12 protein-coding genes are annotated in these 14,656 nt (G+C 63.4%); 8 read left to right on the top strand and 4 right to left on the bottom strand.

Annotated elements, in window-relative coordinates; translation table 11 throughout:
• Positions 1 to 43: 43 nt before the first annotated feature.
• Genes A8V01_RS01170 through A8V01_RS01155 form a run of 4 tightly spaced genes read left to right on the top strand, consistent with a single transcriptional unit; the run spans position 44 to position 4,329 of the window.
• The gene (locus A8V01_RS01170; RefSeq protein ID WP_103094108.1) at positions 44 to 958 is read left to right on the top strand and encodes a polysaccharide deacetylase family protein; all 915 of its coding nucleotides are present in this window, start codon (positions 44 to 46) and stop codon (positions 956 to 958) included.
• Entirely contained in the window at positions 958 to 2,121 is a 1,164-nt protein-coding gene (locus tag A8V01_RS01165) for an FAD-dependent monooxygenase (RefSeq protein WP_103094107.1), read from the top strand. The genes A8V01_RS01170 and A8V01_RS01165 overlap by 1 nt, the downstream gene beginning before the upstream one ends.
• A gap of 1 nt (position 2,122) precedes the next feature.
• Positions 2,123 to 3,634 (top strand): aldehyde dehydrogenase family protein, encoded by a 1,512-nt coding sequence (locus A8V01_RS01160; RefSeq protein ID WP_103094106.1) that lies wholly within the window; start codon positions 2,123 to 2,125, stop codon positions 3,632 to 3,634.
• A complete protein-coding gene (locus tag A8V01_RS01155) occupies positions 3,631 to 4,329 on the top strand; it encodes a hypothetical protein (protein ID WP_103094105.1) in 699 nt (232 codons plus the stop codon). Before A8V01_RS01160 ends, A8V01_RS01155 begins: the two co-directional genes overlap by 4 nt.
• Before the next feature lie 82 nt (positions 4,330 to 4,411).
• On the opposite strand, the gene dmeF is transcribed toward A8V01_RS01155, so the two are convergent.
• Entirely contained in the window at positions 4,412 to 5,338 is a 927-nt protein-coding gene (dmeF, locus tag A8V01_RS01150; RefSeq protein ID WP_103094104.1) for a CDF family Co(II)/Ni(II) efflux transporter DmeF, read from the bottom strand.
• 16 nt (positions 5,339 to 5,354) lie between these two features.
• Complete coding sequence (locus A8V01_RS01145; RefSeq protein ID WP_103094103.1) at positions 5,355 to 5,630, bottom strand: metal/formaldehyde-sensitive transcriptional repressor; 276 nt, start codon at positions 5,628 to 5,630, stop codon at positions 5,355 to 5,357.
• Between the two features lie 204 nt (positions 5,631 to 5,834).
• Between A8V01_RS01145 and A8V01_RS01140 the strand changes: the two genes are divergently transcribed.
• Together A8V01_RS01140 and A8V01_RS01135 are read left to right on the top strand one after the other, a co-directional pair.
• Complete coding sequence (locus A8V01_RS01140; protein ID WP_103094195.1) at positions 5,835 to 7,013, top strand: mechanosensitive ion channel family protein; 1,179 nt, start codon at positions 5,835 to 5,837, stop codon at positions 7,011 to 7,013.
• Positions 7,014 to 7,102: 89 nt separating this feature from the next.
• On the top strand, positions 7,103 to 9,214 hold the full coding sequence (locus A8V01_RS01135; protein ID WP_103094194.1) for a transglycosylase domain-containing protein: 2,112 nt from the start codon (positions 7,103 to 7,105) through the stop codon (positions 9,212 to 9,214).
• Positions 9,215 to 9,236: 22 nt separating this feature from the next.
• Here the strand turns inward: A8V01_RS01135 and A8V01_RS01130 are convergent, their stop codons facing one another.
• A complete protein-coding gene (locus tag A8V01_RS01130) occupies positions 9,237 to 9,701 on the bottom strand; it encodes an Lrp/AsnC family transcriptional regulator (RefSeq protein ID WP_103094102.1) in 465 nt (154 codons plus the stop codon).
• A gap of 142 nt (positions 9,702 to 9,843) precedes the next feature.
• Between A8V01_RS01130 and A8V01_RS01125 the strand changes: the two genes are divergently transcribed.
• Together A8V01_RS01125 and A8V01_RS01120 are read left to right on the top strand one after the other, a co-directional pair.
• Positions 9,844 to 12,183, top strand: a complete 2,340-nt coding sequence (locus A8V01_RS01125; protein ID WP_103094101.1) for a transketolase family protein — start codon at positions 9,844 to 9,846, stop codon at positions 12,181 to 12,183.
• 458 nt (positions 12,184 to 12,641) lie between these two features.
• Complete coding sequence (locus A8V01_RS01120) at positions 12,642 to 13,934, top strand: sugar MFS transporter (RefSeq protein WP_103094100.1); 1,293 nt, start codon at positions 12,642 to 12,644, stop codon at positions 13,932 to 13,934.
• A 214-nt stretch (positions 13,935 to 14,148) separates the two neighbouring features.
• On the opposite strand, the gene A8V01_RS01115 is transcribed toward A8V01_RS01120, so the two are convergent.
• Complete coding sequence (locus A8V01_RS01115; protein WP_170065793.1) at positions 14,149 to 14,616, bottom strand: MarR family winged helix-turn-helix transcriptional regulator; 468 nt, start codon at positions 14,614 to 14,616, stop codon at positions 14,149 to 14,151.
• Positions 14,617 to 14,656: the final 40 nt, after the last annotated feature.

The raw sequence follows: 14,656 nt of genomic DNA, 5'->3' as shown, positions 1-14,656 counted from the left end.
TAAGCTGACCTCAGGGTCGAGAGATTGGAATACGGAGTTCACAATGGAATACGATTACGTCCCGATGCCGCAGCGCCAGCCGCTCCAGTGGCCGGACGGCAAGCGCGTCGCGCTGCTGATCACCTTCAATCTTGAGACATGGGACCTCACCAAGGATACCGACAAGCCCTATTACGCGGGCGGCCCGGCGATCCTGCCTGACATCCTGCCCGGCAACACGCCGGACTTCCCGAACTACACCTGGCGCGAATACGGCCAGCGCGTGGGCATCTGGCGCTTGTTCGACTTGTTCGACGAACTGGGCGTGAAGGCCAGCTGCACCACCAATGCCGTCACCTTCGAACGTCGCAAAGCGATGACCGACGCGGTGCTGGAGCGCGGCTGGGAGCTGCTTACCCACAACTGGGAACAGGGCGAACTGCTCACCACCTTCGCGCACGAACCCGAGAAGGAGCGCGATATCATCATGCGCTCTCTCGAACAGTTCGAGAAGTACACCGGCCGCAAGTCGAAGGGCTGGCTCTCGTCCTCCTTGCGCGGCACGATGCAGACGGCGGACATTCTCGCGGGTGAAGGCTGCACCTTCTACTGCGACATCATGAACGACGATCAGCCGTATCTGCTGCGCACGCCGAACGGCCCCATCGTTTCGGTCCCCTATTCCAACGAGATCAATGACTTCACCTTCATCACGCGCAAGAATTTCACCACCGATCAGTTCCGCGATGCGCTGATCGAGGAGCTTGACGTGCTCTATGCCGAAGGCGCCAAAAGCGGTCGCATCATGAACATCGGCCTGCACCCGCACGTTGCCGGTCGGGCGCATCGTGTTCGTGCGGTTCGTGAGTTCATCGAGCATGCCAAGTCGCTCGACGGCGTCTGGTGGGCCACTCGCGAGGAAATCGCGGAGTGGTATCTCCAGAACCACGAAAGCCATATTCCAGGTCAGCTTGGTTGATGGAAACGGCCCGGGTTCTCGTTGCCGGTGGCGGCATCGGCGGGCTGACGGCGGCCATCGGGCTCCTGCGCAAGGGGTTCGAGGTCGAGGTCTTTGAAGGTGCGCAGAGCTTCGGGGAAGTGGGGGCGGGCGTAACGCTTGCCCCCAACGCCATGGCCGGGTTGCAGTACCTTGGCCTTGGTCCCCGGATCGAGGCCGCGGGCAGCGAGCCGATCCGGCAGGTCGTGCGGCATTGGGAAGATGGACGTGTTCTCAAGACGTTAGAGCGTGGAAACCAGATGCGTGAGAAGTACGGTGTGCCGTATCTCTACATGCACCGGGCTGATCTTCACGCGATTCTGGTCGACACTGCGCGTGAACTTGGCGGAAAACTGCACCTTTCCGCAAGGGTGACGCAAGCGGCACCCAACGGCACCCAAGCAGCACTCACGCTTGCAGACGGCACCGAACATCACGGTGATCTGCTGATCGGCGCCGATGGCCTCAAGTCCATCGTGCGCAGGAACTTCGAGCCGATCTCCGCCCACTTCACCGGCCACGTCGCATGGCGTGGTGTCGTGCCCGTCGACGACCAGTTGCGCGAGCTTGCCGAGAACCCCGGCAACTTCATCGGGCCGGAGCGTATGGCGGTGTGGTATCCGCTGCGCGGCGGCACGCAGATCAACCTTGTCTTCTTCGCGCGCGAGGAAGGCTGGACCGACGATGGCTGGACCATCCCGGCGAAGCGCACCGAATTGCAGCAGGTGTTCGCCGGATGGTGCGAGCCGATCCAGTACATGATCGCGCATCTTGAGGAAGAGCGGCTGTTCAAGTGGGCGATCAATGCCCGCTCGGCGCTGTCGACCTGGAACCAGGGCGGATGCATCACCCTGCTTGGCGATGCGGCGCACGCGATGACGCCGTTTCTGGGGCAGGGCGCTTCCTGCGCAATCGAGGACGCGGTGGTCCTTTCCCGCGCGATGGAGGCCAGCGCCACGGTGGCCGAGGCGATTGAGCGTTACGAGCGCGCGCGGATAGAGCATGCGACGTTCATCCAGGCGGAATCGAACGCCAACGCTGAACGCCTGCAAAGCAAGGACGCGGATAACTTCGGCAAGAAGGAAATCCGTAACGAGGAAACGCTGGGCCTGTTCGCCTATGACGCTGGCAAGGTGGAAGTATAAGATGACCCTGACTGCAGCCGATTTCCCCGTCGAACTTTCGCCCGGCACATGGGACGTGCTGCGCGGCGACTTTCCGCTGCTGATTGACGGAAGGTTCGTACCCGCCGCCGGCGGGGCGGCGGGCACCACGCATGATCCGGCGACCGGAGCCGCGCTGGCGGGCTTCGCGCTGGGCGATGCGGTGGACATCGATCTGGCGGTTCGCGCTGCACACAAGGCATTCGGTGGTCCGTGGTCGAAGCTTTCGCACTTCGAACGCGCGCGCCTGCTGCGCAAGCTGGCCGACCTGTTCGAAGCCAATGCCGGGGTGCTGGCCGAACTTGAGGTCATCGATAACGGCATGCCAATGTGGCTAGCCAGCCTCACCGCGCGAAACAACGCAGAGCTGTTCCATTACTACGCCGGCTGGGCCGAGCGGATCGAGGGCACCACCACCACTCCGCCCGCGCACGTCCTCGCCGCCGGAGAGGCGCTGACCTACACCCTGCGCGAACCGGTTGGCGTCGTCGGCCAGATCGTGCCATGGAACGTGCCACTTTCCATGGCCTGCCTCAAGCTGGCCCCGGCGCTGGCGGCGGGCTGCACCGTGGTACTCAAGCCTGCCGAGGAAACGCCGCTCAGCGCGGTCGTGCTGGGCCGTCTCATCATGGAAGCGGGCTTTCCCGAAGGCGTCGTCAACATCGTCAACGGCGATGGTGCTACGGCGGGCGCGGCGCTGGTCAAGCATCCGCTGGTGTCGAAGATATCGTTCACCGGATCGACCGAGGTAGGCAAGCTGATCGTGCGCGAATGCGCTGACGATCTCAAGAAAGTCAGCCTTGAACTGGGCGGCAAGTCGCCGGTTATCGTGTTCCCCGATGTCGACATGGCCAAGGCCGTGCCCGGCGTTTCGATGGCGACGTTCTTCCTGCAGGGCCAGAACTGCATGGCGGGCACGCGCATCTTCGTTCACGCGGATATCTACGACGAACTGCTTGAAGGCATGGCCGCTTTCGCCGGTTCGATGAAGATCGGCCACGGCCTGCTGGCGGACACGATGATCGGTCCGCTGATTTCCGCGAAGCAGAAGGCCCGCGTGATGAGCTATGTCGAGGAGGCGAAGGCAGGCCCCGCGCGTATCGTGGCAGGAGGCAAGGCGCCCGAAGGGCCCGGCCATTTCGTGGAGCCCACCATCGTTGCCGACACCACGCCTGACATGCGCGTGGTGCGAGAGGAGATCTTCGGTCCGGTGATGGCCGTCCAGCGGTTCGAGGGTGACGATCTGGACGCCATTGCGGCGATGGCAAACAACAGCGATTTCGGCCTTTCGGGCAGCGTCTGGACGCAGGACCTGTCGACCGCGCACAAGATGGCGGCGCGGGTGCGTTCGGGCCACGTCTCGGTCAATACCCATGGCGCGGTCGGCGCCAACATCCCGTTCGGCGGCTTCAAGCAGTCCGGCTGGGGGCGTGAGTTCGGGCGCGAGGGGCTGGACCTCTATCTGGAGACCAAGGCCGTGACGGTGGCGCTGTGACGTATCTTCGCCGCCACGCCGGCCGAATCGTCTATCACCATGCCGACGGCCCGCAGGGGATCGAGGATTTCGGCATCGACGTTCGCGCCGATGGCCGCACCGTGCGTGCCTATTGCGAGATGGGCGACGGCGCGCTGACGCGCGACGCCTCGTGGAGCCTTGATGCTGATATGCGCCCGGTCGAAGGGCAGGTGCGCGTCGTTCAGCACGGCAAGCTGACCGGCAGTTCGTGGTACTATTTCACGCCCGATGCCACGCATTGCGAATCCTTGACGGCGAACCTTGGGCGCACAAGCCAGACGCTGCCGGGGAGGGTGGATTATCTTGGCCTGCACCCGCTGGTGGGCGACGGTGCGATTGCGCTGGCGCGCGGAACCGACGCGCCGGGAACCGAGCGGATGGTCTCCAGCGTCACGTGTTCCTACGACATCAACGGCGAAAGTTCGCTTGTTGCGTTGCCGATCACGATCGGCGTCACGTATGTCGGCAAGGAAGAACTGGCCGTCCCGGCGGGAACATTCACGGCTGATGTCTACGAACTGCGCTGGCAACCGCACTGGCCCCCCGCGCGCCTATGGGTGCATGGCGAGGATGCGGTGTTCCTGCGCCTCACCTGGGAATTCTCGGGCCTCGACAGCCAGTTGGAGCGCTACGCGAGCACCACCGGGGAGGAAACCGCCTGGTTTGTGGTGTGACGTTGGATCAGGTTTGAAGCGCGGGGCCTTCGAAGACCTTTTGCCGGCCCCGCTCAGGCGGAGCTTGTCGAAGCCCCGTGTGTCAACGCCGCTCGATCGAGACGTGGCGCAGTTCGTGCACCGGCGTCAGGCGGCGGCGCAGTTCGGTGTGATCCTGCTGCGAAATGGCAGAGATGATCGCGGCATGCGCATCAGGCCCGATGCGCCAGACGTGAAGGTCTGTGATGCGCGCATCGCCGGGGCTTTCGATGGCTTCGCGGACTTCTTCGGCGATGTGATCGTCGGTGCGGTCGAGCAGGATCGCGGCGGTATCCTTCATCAGCGACCATGACCAGCGCGCGATGACCACCGCGCCGACCACGCCCATCAGCGGGTCAAGGAATGCCCAGCCCAGATAGCGTCCTGCCAACAGCGCGACGATCGCCATGACAGACGTAAGCGCGTCTGCCAGAACATGCAGATAGGCGGAGCGCAAGTTGTTGTCGTTATGTGCGTGTGCGTGGGAATGCCCATGCCCATGCCCATGCCCATGCCCATGGTGATGGTCGCCCGACAGCAGCAGGGCGCTGACGATGTTCACGATCAGGCCGATTACCGCAACGATAGTGGCATCCCCGAAGGCCACGGGGCCGGGGTTGAGCAGCCGCTCCAGCGATTCCACGCCGATCCCCACCGCAAACAGCGCCAGCACCAGCGCGGATGCGAAGCCTGCAAGATCGCCGACTTTGCCGGTGCCGAAGCTGAAGGCGGGATTGCGGCGGTGGCGGCGGGCATAGCCATAAGCCAGCGCCGCGACGCCCAGTGCCCCGGCGTGGGTGGCCATGTGGAAGCCGTCTGCAAGCAGCGCCATGGATCCGGTGGCATACCCGGCCACGATCTCTCCCACCATCATGACGGCGGTAAGCGCCACCACCCAGCGCGTGCGGCGGGCGTTGGCATCGTGCGAGGCGCCGAGGAAGTCGTGATCGTGACCAAGATCGCCGGCGGCTGGATTTGGCAGGGAAGCCATGGGAAATGCAGTCTTTCTACTTAGCGTAACGACGGATCGCTGTGATCACGGCCTGAACACCGTCCTCGCGCTCGGCATCGGAAAGGTCGGGCGCGGAAACGTGGGTCCGCAAATGATCCTCGATCAGTTCGTCGATGAACCCGTTGACCGCGCCGCGCACTGCCGCGCTTTGCAGCAGCACTTTCGCGCAATCCTCCCCTTCGTTGAGCGAGCGCTCCACCGCCTGAAGCTGCCCGACCATGCGCCGTATGCGCATGATAAGCGCCTGATTGTCCTTGCCGAGATGAGCCATACCCATACCCCCATAGGGTATATGGATCGGAGTCGCAAGGTTTGACCCGCCCGGACCATGCCGATACGGGAACAAATCCGAAGGCCGTTCATTTCAAAGGCCCGCGCTGACGCTCCACACCCTCGCGTGAGAGTGTCGCCCATCCGCCGGTTCGGGTCGCACCATCCGCAGCCGACGCAACAGACGCAGGATCATGAGCACGCGATGAGCGTAATCCAGACTATCGCCGCAGCGGCAGCCACCCCCGCTGCCACTCCAAGGCCCGCCAAGTCCTCCATTCCCGACGTTTCCACGCAAGTGCGCGACCTGTCGAGTTCGACGGTTGCGTGGTTCGAGGCCTACTGGCTGCAGATCATCATCGCGGTGGCCATCGCTGTCGCCATCGTTTCCGCGTTGTACGCGCTGCGCCGCCTTGGCGCGCGGCTGTGTCGGGAAGAGCGTGGCCGCGGAGACTGGTTGACCATCGTCGGTCGGGTGATCACCAAGACCACCAACTACTTTATCATCATGGTCGCGATCCGTGCAGTGGACGGCTATGCCCAGACCCCGCCGATGCTGGACAGGATGGTGACGTTCTTCTTCACCCTTGCCGCCGTATTGCAGGGCGCGATCTGGGCGCGTGAGTTCATCCTGGGCGCGATCGAGCACAAGACTTCGGCCGAACACTTCAAGGGTGAAGCGATCATCAACGCCATGGGCCTGATCCGCCTGCTGGTGAGCGCGGTGGTGTTCGCGGTGGCCGCCGTGGTGCTGCTCGACAACATCGGCGTCAATGTAACCGGCCTTGTCGCGGGCCTCGGCGTCGGCGGCATCGCCATCGGTCTGGCCGCGCAGGGTATCTTCGCCGACCTTTTCGCGGCGCTGGCGATCATCTTCGACCGGCCGTTCAGCAAGGGTGACCAGATCAGTTTCGGCACCAGTTCCGGGGTGATCGAGGCCATCGGCCTCAAGTCCACCCGCATCCGCGCCTATACCGGCGAACTGCGGATCATAGCCAACAAGAACCTGCTCGACATGGAGATCCTGAACGTCAGCGGCCGCGACCATATCCGCCTGCCGTTCACGATCGGCGTCGCTTACGAAACCCCGCCCGAGACGCTGGAGCGCGTACCTGCGATCCTGCGGGAACTGGTCGAGGCCGAAGGCGGCAAGGCATCGCGCGCGGGCTTCGAAAGCTTCGGCGCCAGCTCGCTGGACTTCGCGTTGCTGGTCGATGTGCCGGGCAACGACTGGTCGGTCGCCCATCCGCTGCGGGACCGTCTGGTCGCATCGATCATGCGCCGCTTCGCGCAGGAGGGCATCTCTATCCCCTATCCGACGCAGACCACCTACACAGCCGCACCAGACGGCACGCTGATCATGCCTTACGCGGAAAAGCACTGAGGGAAGGCGCGTCCCGGATCGATGCCGGGGCGCCCTTCGTCGAAAGCGCGGATGCCTTTTGCGTCAGAATCGGCTAGATGCTGCACGCAATGGAGCTTTCCCGCCACATAGCCGCAGACCCCCGCGAGCCCGAACTGGACAACGTGCTCATCGAAACGCCCATGCCCGAAGGCGGGGGCTGGCTCAGCTGGCCTGGGCGGCTGCTCGCCTGGGTCTGGCGCAAGCTGCCTTGGCACCGCTGGACATGGAAGCAGCGCATCGTGCGCACGCTGGCGGGGATGCTGGCGCTCTTCGTGCTGATGGTGGGCTATCTGGCGATCACGGCGCCGCTGTCGAAGTCGCTCCAGCCGATGGCCCCACCGGAGATCACGCTGCTGGCGGCAGATGGCACGCCGATCGCGCGCAACGGCGCCGTCACCGACAAGCCGGTCAGGATCAGCGCCTTGCCGCCGCACGTCTGGCAGGCGTTTCTGGCGATCGAGGACCGGCGGTTCTATTCGCACTGGGGCATCGATCCGCGCGGTATCGCCCGCGCCGCGCTGAGCAACGTGACCGGGGGCAGTACGCAGGGCGGCTCCACGATCACGCAGCAGCTGGCCAAGTTCACGTTCCTCAGTTCCGAACGCAGTCTGACGCGCAAGGCGCGCGAGATGCTGATCGCGTTCTGGCTGGAGGCATGGCTGACCAAGGACGAGATCCTCGAACGCTATCTGTCCAACGCCTACTTCGGTGACAACACCTACGGCATCCGCGCCGCCTCAATGCACTATTTCCATCGCCAGCCGGAAAAGCTGACCGAAGCACAGGCGGCTTTGCTGGCAGGGTTGATGAAGGCCCCTTCGCGCCTTGCGCCTACCAACAACTTCCCGGCGGCGCAAAAACGCATGCGGCTGGTGCTGCACGCGATGGCCGAGGCAGGCTACATGACACCGCAGCACGCCAAGTCCGTGCCTACGCCGCGGCTTGACGTGCGCAACCGCGCCGAACTGCCCACCGGAACCTACTTCGCCGACTGGGCGCTGCCACAGGCGCGCCAGATCGAGGCGGCGGGCTATGCCGGGCAGACGTATCGCACAACGCTCGATTCCCGGTTGCAGGCCGCCGCCCATCGAGCCACCCGACAGGTCCCCGCCGGGACGCAAGTGGCGCTGGTGGCGATGCGGCGCAATGGCGAAGTCGTCGCCATGGTTGGCGGGCGCGACTATGCGCAAAGCCCTTTCAATCGTGTGACGCAGGCGCGCCGCCAGCCGGGTTCAACCTTCAAGCTGTTCGTCTACCTTGCCGCGCTCAAATCCGGGCTGAGCCCGGAAGACACCGTGCCCAACACGCCGATCGAGGCGGGTTCCTACCGTCCCCAGAATGCCGGACGCGCTTATTCGCCCACGATCACGCTGGAGGATGCCTTCGCCCGTTCCAGCAATGTGGCGGCAGTTCGCCTGTTCAATCAGGTGGGGGACGAAGCCGTCATCGACATGGCGCGGCGGCTTGGCGTGTCATCACCGCTGCCGATGGGCGATCCCAGTCTGGCGCTGGGCACGGCGACGATGACGCTGCTGGAACTGACTTCGGCTTATGCCGGGGTTGCGGCCAACAGCTTCCCAGTGGAGCCGCGCGCCTTTCCAGTGCCGGAAGCCGGGTGGTTCGACTGGCTGCTGGACGGCAAGAGATCCTTGTCGAAGCGCGATCACGAGGCGATCGAAGGCATGCTGCGTGCCACCGTCAATCGCGGCACCGGCCGCGCGGCGATGCTGCGCGCGCCCAACTTCGGCAAGACCGGCACCAGTCAGGAAAACCGCGATGCGCTGTTCGTGGGCTATTCGGGTGATCTGGTCGTCGGCGTATGGGTCGGCAACGATGACAATTCGCCGCTGAACGGCGTGTCGGGCGGCACCGTCCCAGCCCGTATCTGGCGCGATTTCATGCGCGAGGCGCTGGGCGAAAAGGCCGCGCCGCCGCCGCGCAAGGCCGCTGATCCGGATGGCCCGGTCCAGCCGCTCGACGTGCCCGACCTTGGCGATATCCCGGTGGGCGATGACAACCGCATCCGTATCGAGAACGGGCAGGCAGTGCTGAGCACAAAGGTGGAAGGGGTGCCGCTGGATGTCACGCTGGACGGGCAGGGGCTGCGCATAGAGCCGAGCGGAAGCGCCTCACCCGCACTGAGATCATCGGTCGCGCCGCCGCCTTCGGCTACGCCGTAACGCGCGCCTGACGTCTCAATTTTCAGACGGGGATCTTTGTGCGGTAGACCACCGGCCGCAGCGCGAAGCTGGTTGTGACTTGCGAAACGCCTTCTATCCGGGTCAGTTTGGTGCGCAGGAAGTCCTCGAAAGTTCCCAGCGAAGGGACCAGAAGGCGCAGCTGATAATCGGCCTCGCCGGTCATCAGGTAGCATTCCATGACTTCGGGAAACTGCATGATCGCGGTTTCGAAGGCTTCAAGGTGCCGATCGTCCTGCTGGTCCAGCCGCACGCGGACGAAGGCGGTGACGCCAAGCCCAACCGTCTCGGGATCGACGAGGGCGACGTAGCGGGTGATCACGCCCTCGCCTTCCAGCTGCTTGAGCCGGCGCAGGCAGGGGGAGGGGGACAGGCCGACTCTTTCAGACAGTTCCTGATTGGTTATGCGCCCATCGGACTGCAGTTCGTCGAGAATCCGCCGATCGATCGAGTCCAGTGTCGATGGCATGATCGTGGCGTCCTTTGGTGTAATATTGGCAGATAGTGCCAATGGATACATCTCGGGAGGCTGAACACGCAAGGACATGCGCAGTCTCGCAAGCGTATCCTGCCGCGATGGCGTTCGAGCGCCAGTCAGGGAGCTATGACATATGTCCGAGGTGATCACCGGAAACCGCGCAGACCTCGTCGAGACGCTGGAGGCGCTGGAAAAGCGGCTTCTGTGGCTTTCCGCCTGGACGATCCACAACGCCAACCATCTGCGCCCCAAGCGAGACGGGCTGAAAGTGGGCGGGCATCAGGCCAGTTGCGCCTCCATGACGGCGATCACGGCGGCGCTTTATTTCCATGCACTGCGCCCGCAGGACAAGGTGGCGGTCAAGCCCCATGCCGGGCCGGTGCTCCATGCGATCCACTATCTGCTGGGCGAACAGACGCGTGACAACCTGGAACGGTTTCGCGGGCTGGGCGGCGCGCAGAGCTACCCTTCGCGGACCAAGGACACGATCCCGGTTGATTTCTCGACTGGCTCTGTGGGGCTGGGCGTGGCGGTGACGGCCTTCAGCAGTCTGGTGCAGGACTACCTCGTCGCGCACGGGCAGGTTCAGGAGGAGGATGCGGGCCGCATGATTGCGCTGATGGGCGATGCGGAGCTGGATGAGGGCAACATCTATGAATGCCTGATCGAAGGCTACAAGCACGACTTGCGCAACTGCTGGTGGATCGTCGACTACAACCGTCAGTCGCTTGACAGCACTACCGCAGACCGGATGTTCCGCCGCTTCGACGACATTTTCGAGACGTGTGGCTGGCGGGTGGTTACGCTCAAGCACGGCAAGCTCCAGCGCGAGGCTTTTCGCAAGCCCGGCGGCAAGGCGATCGAGGAATGGATCGAACAGTGCCCTAACGCCGACTTCGCGGTGCTGACTTATCAGGGCGGCGCGGCATGGCGAGAACGGCTGATGGCCGATATCGGGCGCAAAGCGAACGTCCGAAAGCTGCTCGACAACTATGACGATGATGCGCTGGCGGCGCTGATGACCAACCTTGGCGGGCACTGTATTGAATCCTTAATCGACGCTTTCGATGCCTGTGACGACGATCGGCCGACCTTGTTCATCGCCTATACCGTGAAGGGCCATGGCCTGCCTCTGGCCGGGCACAAGGATAACCACTCAGGCATGATGAACCCGCCCCAGATGGAGCAGTTCCGTACCGGTATGGGCGTCCCCGAAGGGCAGGAGTGGGAGCCGTGGGGCGGCCTTGGTGACAATGCCGCTGCCGCGCTGGAGGCCTTCGTGAAGGCCAGTCCGATCGCTCGCAAGCCTGCCGAGCCGGTCGCACCTGCGGTTGCGGTGCCCGCTCTGGCGGCGCCCGAAGGCGCGGAGCAATCGACGCAGGCAGCCTTCGGACGGATCCTCCTCGATATCGCCAAGTCGGGGGAGGAACTGGCCGACCGCATCGTTACCACCGCGCCTGACGTTACGCAGACCACCAACCTGGGGGGCTTCGTCAACCAGCGCGGCCTGTTCCGGCGGCAGGAACTGGCTGACGTGTTTCAGAAGGCCCGGATACCTTCGGCCCAGAAGTGGTCGGCCCATGCGGCGGGTCAACACATCGAACTGGGCATCGCGGAGAGCAATTTCTTCATCATGCTGGCCTCGCTCGGCCTTTCCGCGCCGCATTTCGGCACGCGGCTGCTGCCGGTGGGCACGGTTTACGACCCATTCATCGCGCGCGGCCTCGATGCGCTGAATTATGGCTGCTATCAGGATGCGCGGTTCCTGCTGGTCGGTACGCCGTCGGGCCTGACGCTGGCGGCGGAGGGTGGTGCGCACCAGTCGATCAACACTCCGCTGATCGGGATGGGCCAGCCGGGCCTTACTGCCTTCGAGCCCGCGTTTGCCGATGAACTGGCTCTGATAATGGGCTGGTCTTTCGACCATATGCAGCAGGACGATGGCGGCTCCGTCTATCTGCGCCTGTCGACCCGCGCGATCGCTCAGCCTGTGCGAGAGGATGGCGACTGGCAGGCCGATGCGCTCAAGGGCGGATACTGGCTGCGCAAGCCGGCCTCCGGGGCGCAGGCGGCGATCGCTTTCTGTGGTGCGGTGGCGCCCGAAGCGCTGTCCGCGTGGGAGCAGCTGGCGGAGGATCTACCGGGGCTCGGCCTGCTGAACGTCACATCTCCCGATCTTCTGCATCGTGGCTGGTCGGCGCGGCGTGCAGCGCGCTGGACAGGTAAAAGGCCGGCCCGCTGCCACGCGGAAACCTTGCTGGGCAGCCTTGCGCCGGGCGCAGGGCTGGTCACGGTGCTGGATGGGTCGCCGGGAGCGCTTTCGTGGCTCGGCGGGGTCAGGGGCATGCGCGTCAGTCCGTTAGGTACCGATCGCTTCGGGCAGACAGGCGACCTCCCCGACTTGCATCGCGCCTACCGCCTTGATGCCGATGCAATCATCGATGCGGCTGCGGAGCTTTTCCTGGAAGATTGACCTCGAATACCCCGCAAGCGAGGCTGGCGACACCGTTGGCCGTGCGTCGCTTGCGTGTCTACGCCTGCACCCAATGACAACGATGTCGTAACTTGTCTGACAAGTTAAAAGCCATCTGTGGTGTCCTGCATATTTTATAATGACAGCGCTGTTATTCGTAACTAGAACCTCGTTCAAGACGATCTGCGAGGGTTAATCCGCGTTCGTGATGCAGGAGAGGGAATTGAACGAACGTGTTTCAGCCACTGTGCGGTCGGCGCTTGTCTTGGTGTCCCAATATGGCGTCGCAGCCCCGCAATTCGCCATCGCGTGTCGATGGAAGGTATTGAGTGGAAAGGTTTAAGGGGGCTATCCCCCTTGCAGGGCCGGTCGCACCCTCCTCCGCGACCGGTCCTGCAGAAAAGACCGCCTGATCCGCAATCAATACGTTCGCCCCGCTTTGCAAGGAGCCCGGAACCATGGCGATGGCGCCATCCACCAGCACTGATCCGCAAGCCCAGGAAATGTCCGGCGGCCACGTCGATTCGCGCGAACTGCGCTATTTCGTCATGGCGCTGTTCTTCATCTTCGGCGGCATCACCAGCCTTAATGACGTGATCATACCGAAGCTGAAGGAACTCTTCACGCTGAGCTACACGCAGGCGATGCTGGTGCAGTTCTGCTTCTTCACGGCCTATGCCGTGATCGGCATTCCGGGCGCGATGCTGGTGCGCAAAGTCGGGTATATGCGCGGTGCGGCTGCCGGTCTTGTCATCATGATCGTGGGCTGTCTTGCGTTCATTCCCGCTTCGCAATCGGCAAGTTACTGGCTGTTCCTCGCTGCGTACTTCGTGCTGGCGGCAGGCGTGGTCATTGTGCAGGTGGTGTCAAACCCGCTGATCAGCCTGCTGGGCAAGCCTGAGACCACCAGTTCGCGTCTGACTTTCGCGCAGGCTTTCAACTCGCTTGGCACAACACTTTTCCCGATCTTCGGTTCGGTTCTGATCCTTGGAGGGCTGGCGACGGTCTCTGCGCAAGATCTTACCGGGGAGGCGCTCGACGCCTATCGCAGCGCCGAGAGTGCGGCCATCGTCCACGGTTACCTGGGCATTGCGGTTGCACTTGCCGTAGTCGCAGCGGCGGTCTGGATGTTCCGCAACCGCCTTCCGATGGAGAACCATGACGGGGATGGGGGCTTCGCCGGGTTTGACCTGCTGCGACGGCCGCGTTTCGGCTATGGCGCGCTCTGTATCTTCCTTTACGTAGGGGCGGAAGTGGCCATCGGTTCGCTCATCGTCAGCTATCTGATGCAGGATCATGTGATGGCGCTGCCGGAGCAGTCGGCGGGCAAGCTGATCAGTATCTACTGGGGCGGGGCCATGGTCGGCCGCTTCATCGGGTCTGCGGTGCTGCGCGTGCTTAATGCCGGGCTTGTGCTGGCGTTCAACGCCTGCGCCGCCATCGCGCTGATCGCACTGTCCGTGACGTCGACTGGACATCTTGCGGGATATGCTTTGCTGGCAGTGGGGCTGATGAATTCGATCATGTTCCCAACCATCTTCAGTCTCGCGTGCGAAAAGCTGGGTATGCGGGCGGCGGATGGGTCGGGCATCATCAATGTTGCCATTTGCGGCGGGGCCATCGTGCCGCTGGCTACCGGGGCGATCGCGGATGCTGCAGGGGGCGATCTTGGCATGGCGCTGATGTTGCCGGCGGGATGTTATGCGATCATCGCCGGCTTTGGAATCTTCGCGCGCAAGAGTGAAGCCTGACACATCGCGCATCGCCGTTGCGATGCGCGAAAGTGGCTTCAGCCGGTCGTTGGCGGCAAGTGTCGACCGTGGTAATATTCATGACGCACTCAATAATGAGGCGACATGGAGAGAGGCTATGGACGGCTTGGAATCCGTATTTTGCGCCTGCGAATTTCGTATCTTGTGCATTGCGGTAGCATGCACCGGTACACTGGCGCTGCTGACGGTATCCCTATTGACCTGAGGCCGCGCCCGGTATCAACCGAACCGGTGCTCCCATTTCTATAATGCGGTCATTCAGCGTCTTCAGGATGCTGAGAAACTGCTCCATGTCTGCTTGCGGCAAATTTGCGAAGAATTCGGCAGCAAACGCATCGCGATAAGGCGCTGCGTCCTGCGCCATTGTTCCTCCTGCCGGGGTCAGGCTGATCTGCTTCGCTCTGCGATCCGTCGGATCGGGCGTGCGCATGGCAAGGCCATCACGTTCCAGCGCGTCCACCGCCTCTGTTACCGTTCTCGGTGCCTGGCCCAGAGCTTCGGCAATGTCTGTCGAGCGGATAGGCCCTGCTCGTTCCAGCAACATCAATAGCTTGAGCTGCGCAAGCGAGGTTCCCCGCTCGCGAACGCGATCGTTGAATACGCGATGCATGCGGTGATGCAGGTCGCGCATCTGCTCAAGTATTTCGAGATGCATACTCATGGCTGGAAATATTGTGGTACCATATAAAATGGTGTTGCCA

The sequence above is a fragment of the Novosphingobium guangzhouense genome, from assembly GCF_002896965.1.
GTDB classification, from domain to species: Bacteria; Pseudomonadota; Alphaproteobacteria; order Sphingomonadales; family Sphingomonadaceae; genus Novosphingobium; species Novosphingobium guangzhouense.
This window is presented reverse-complemented; position numbering and strand designations above follow the sequence as displayed.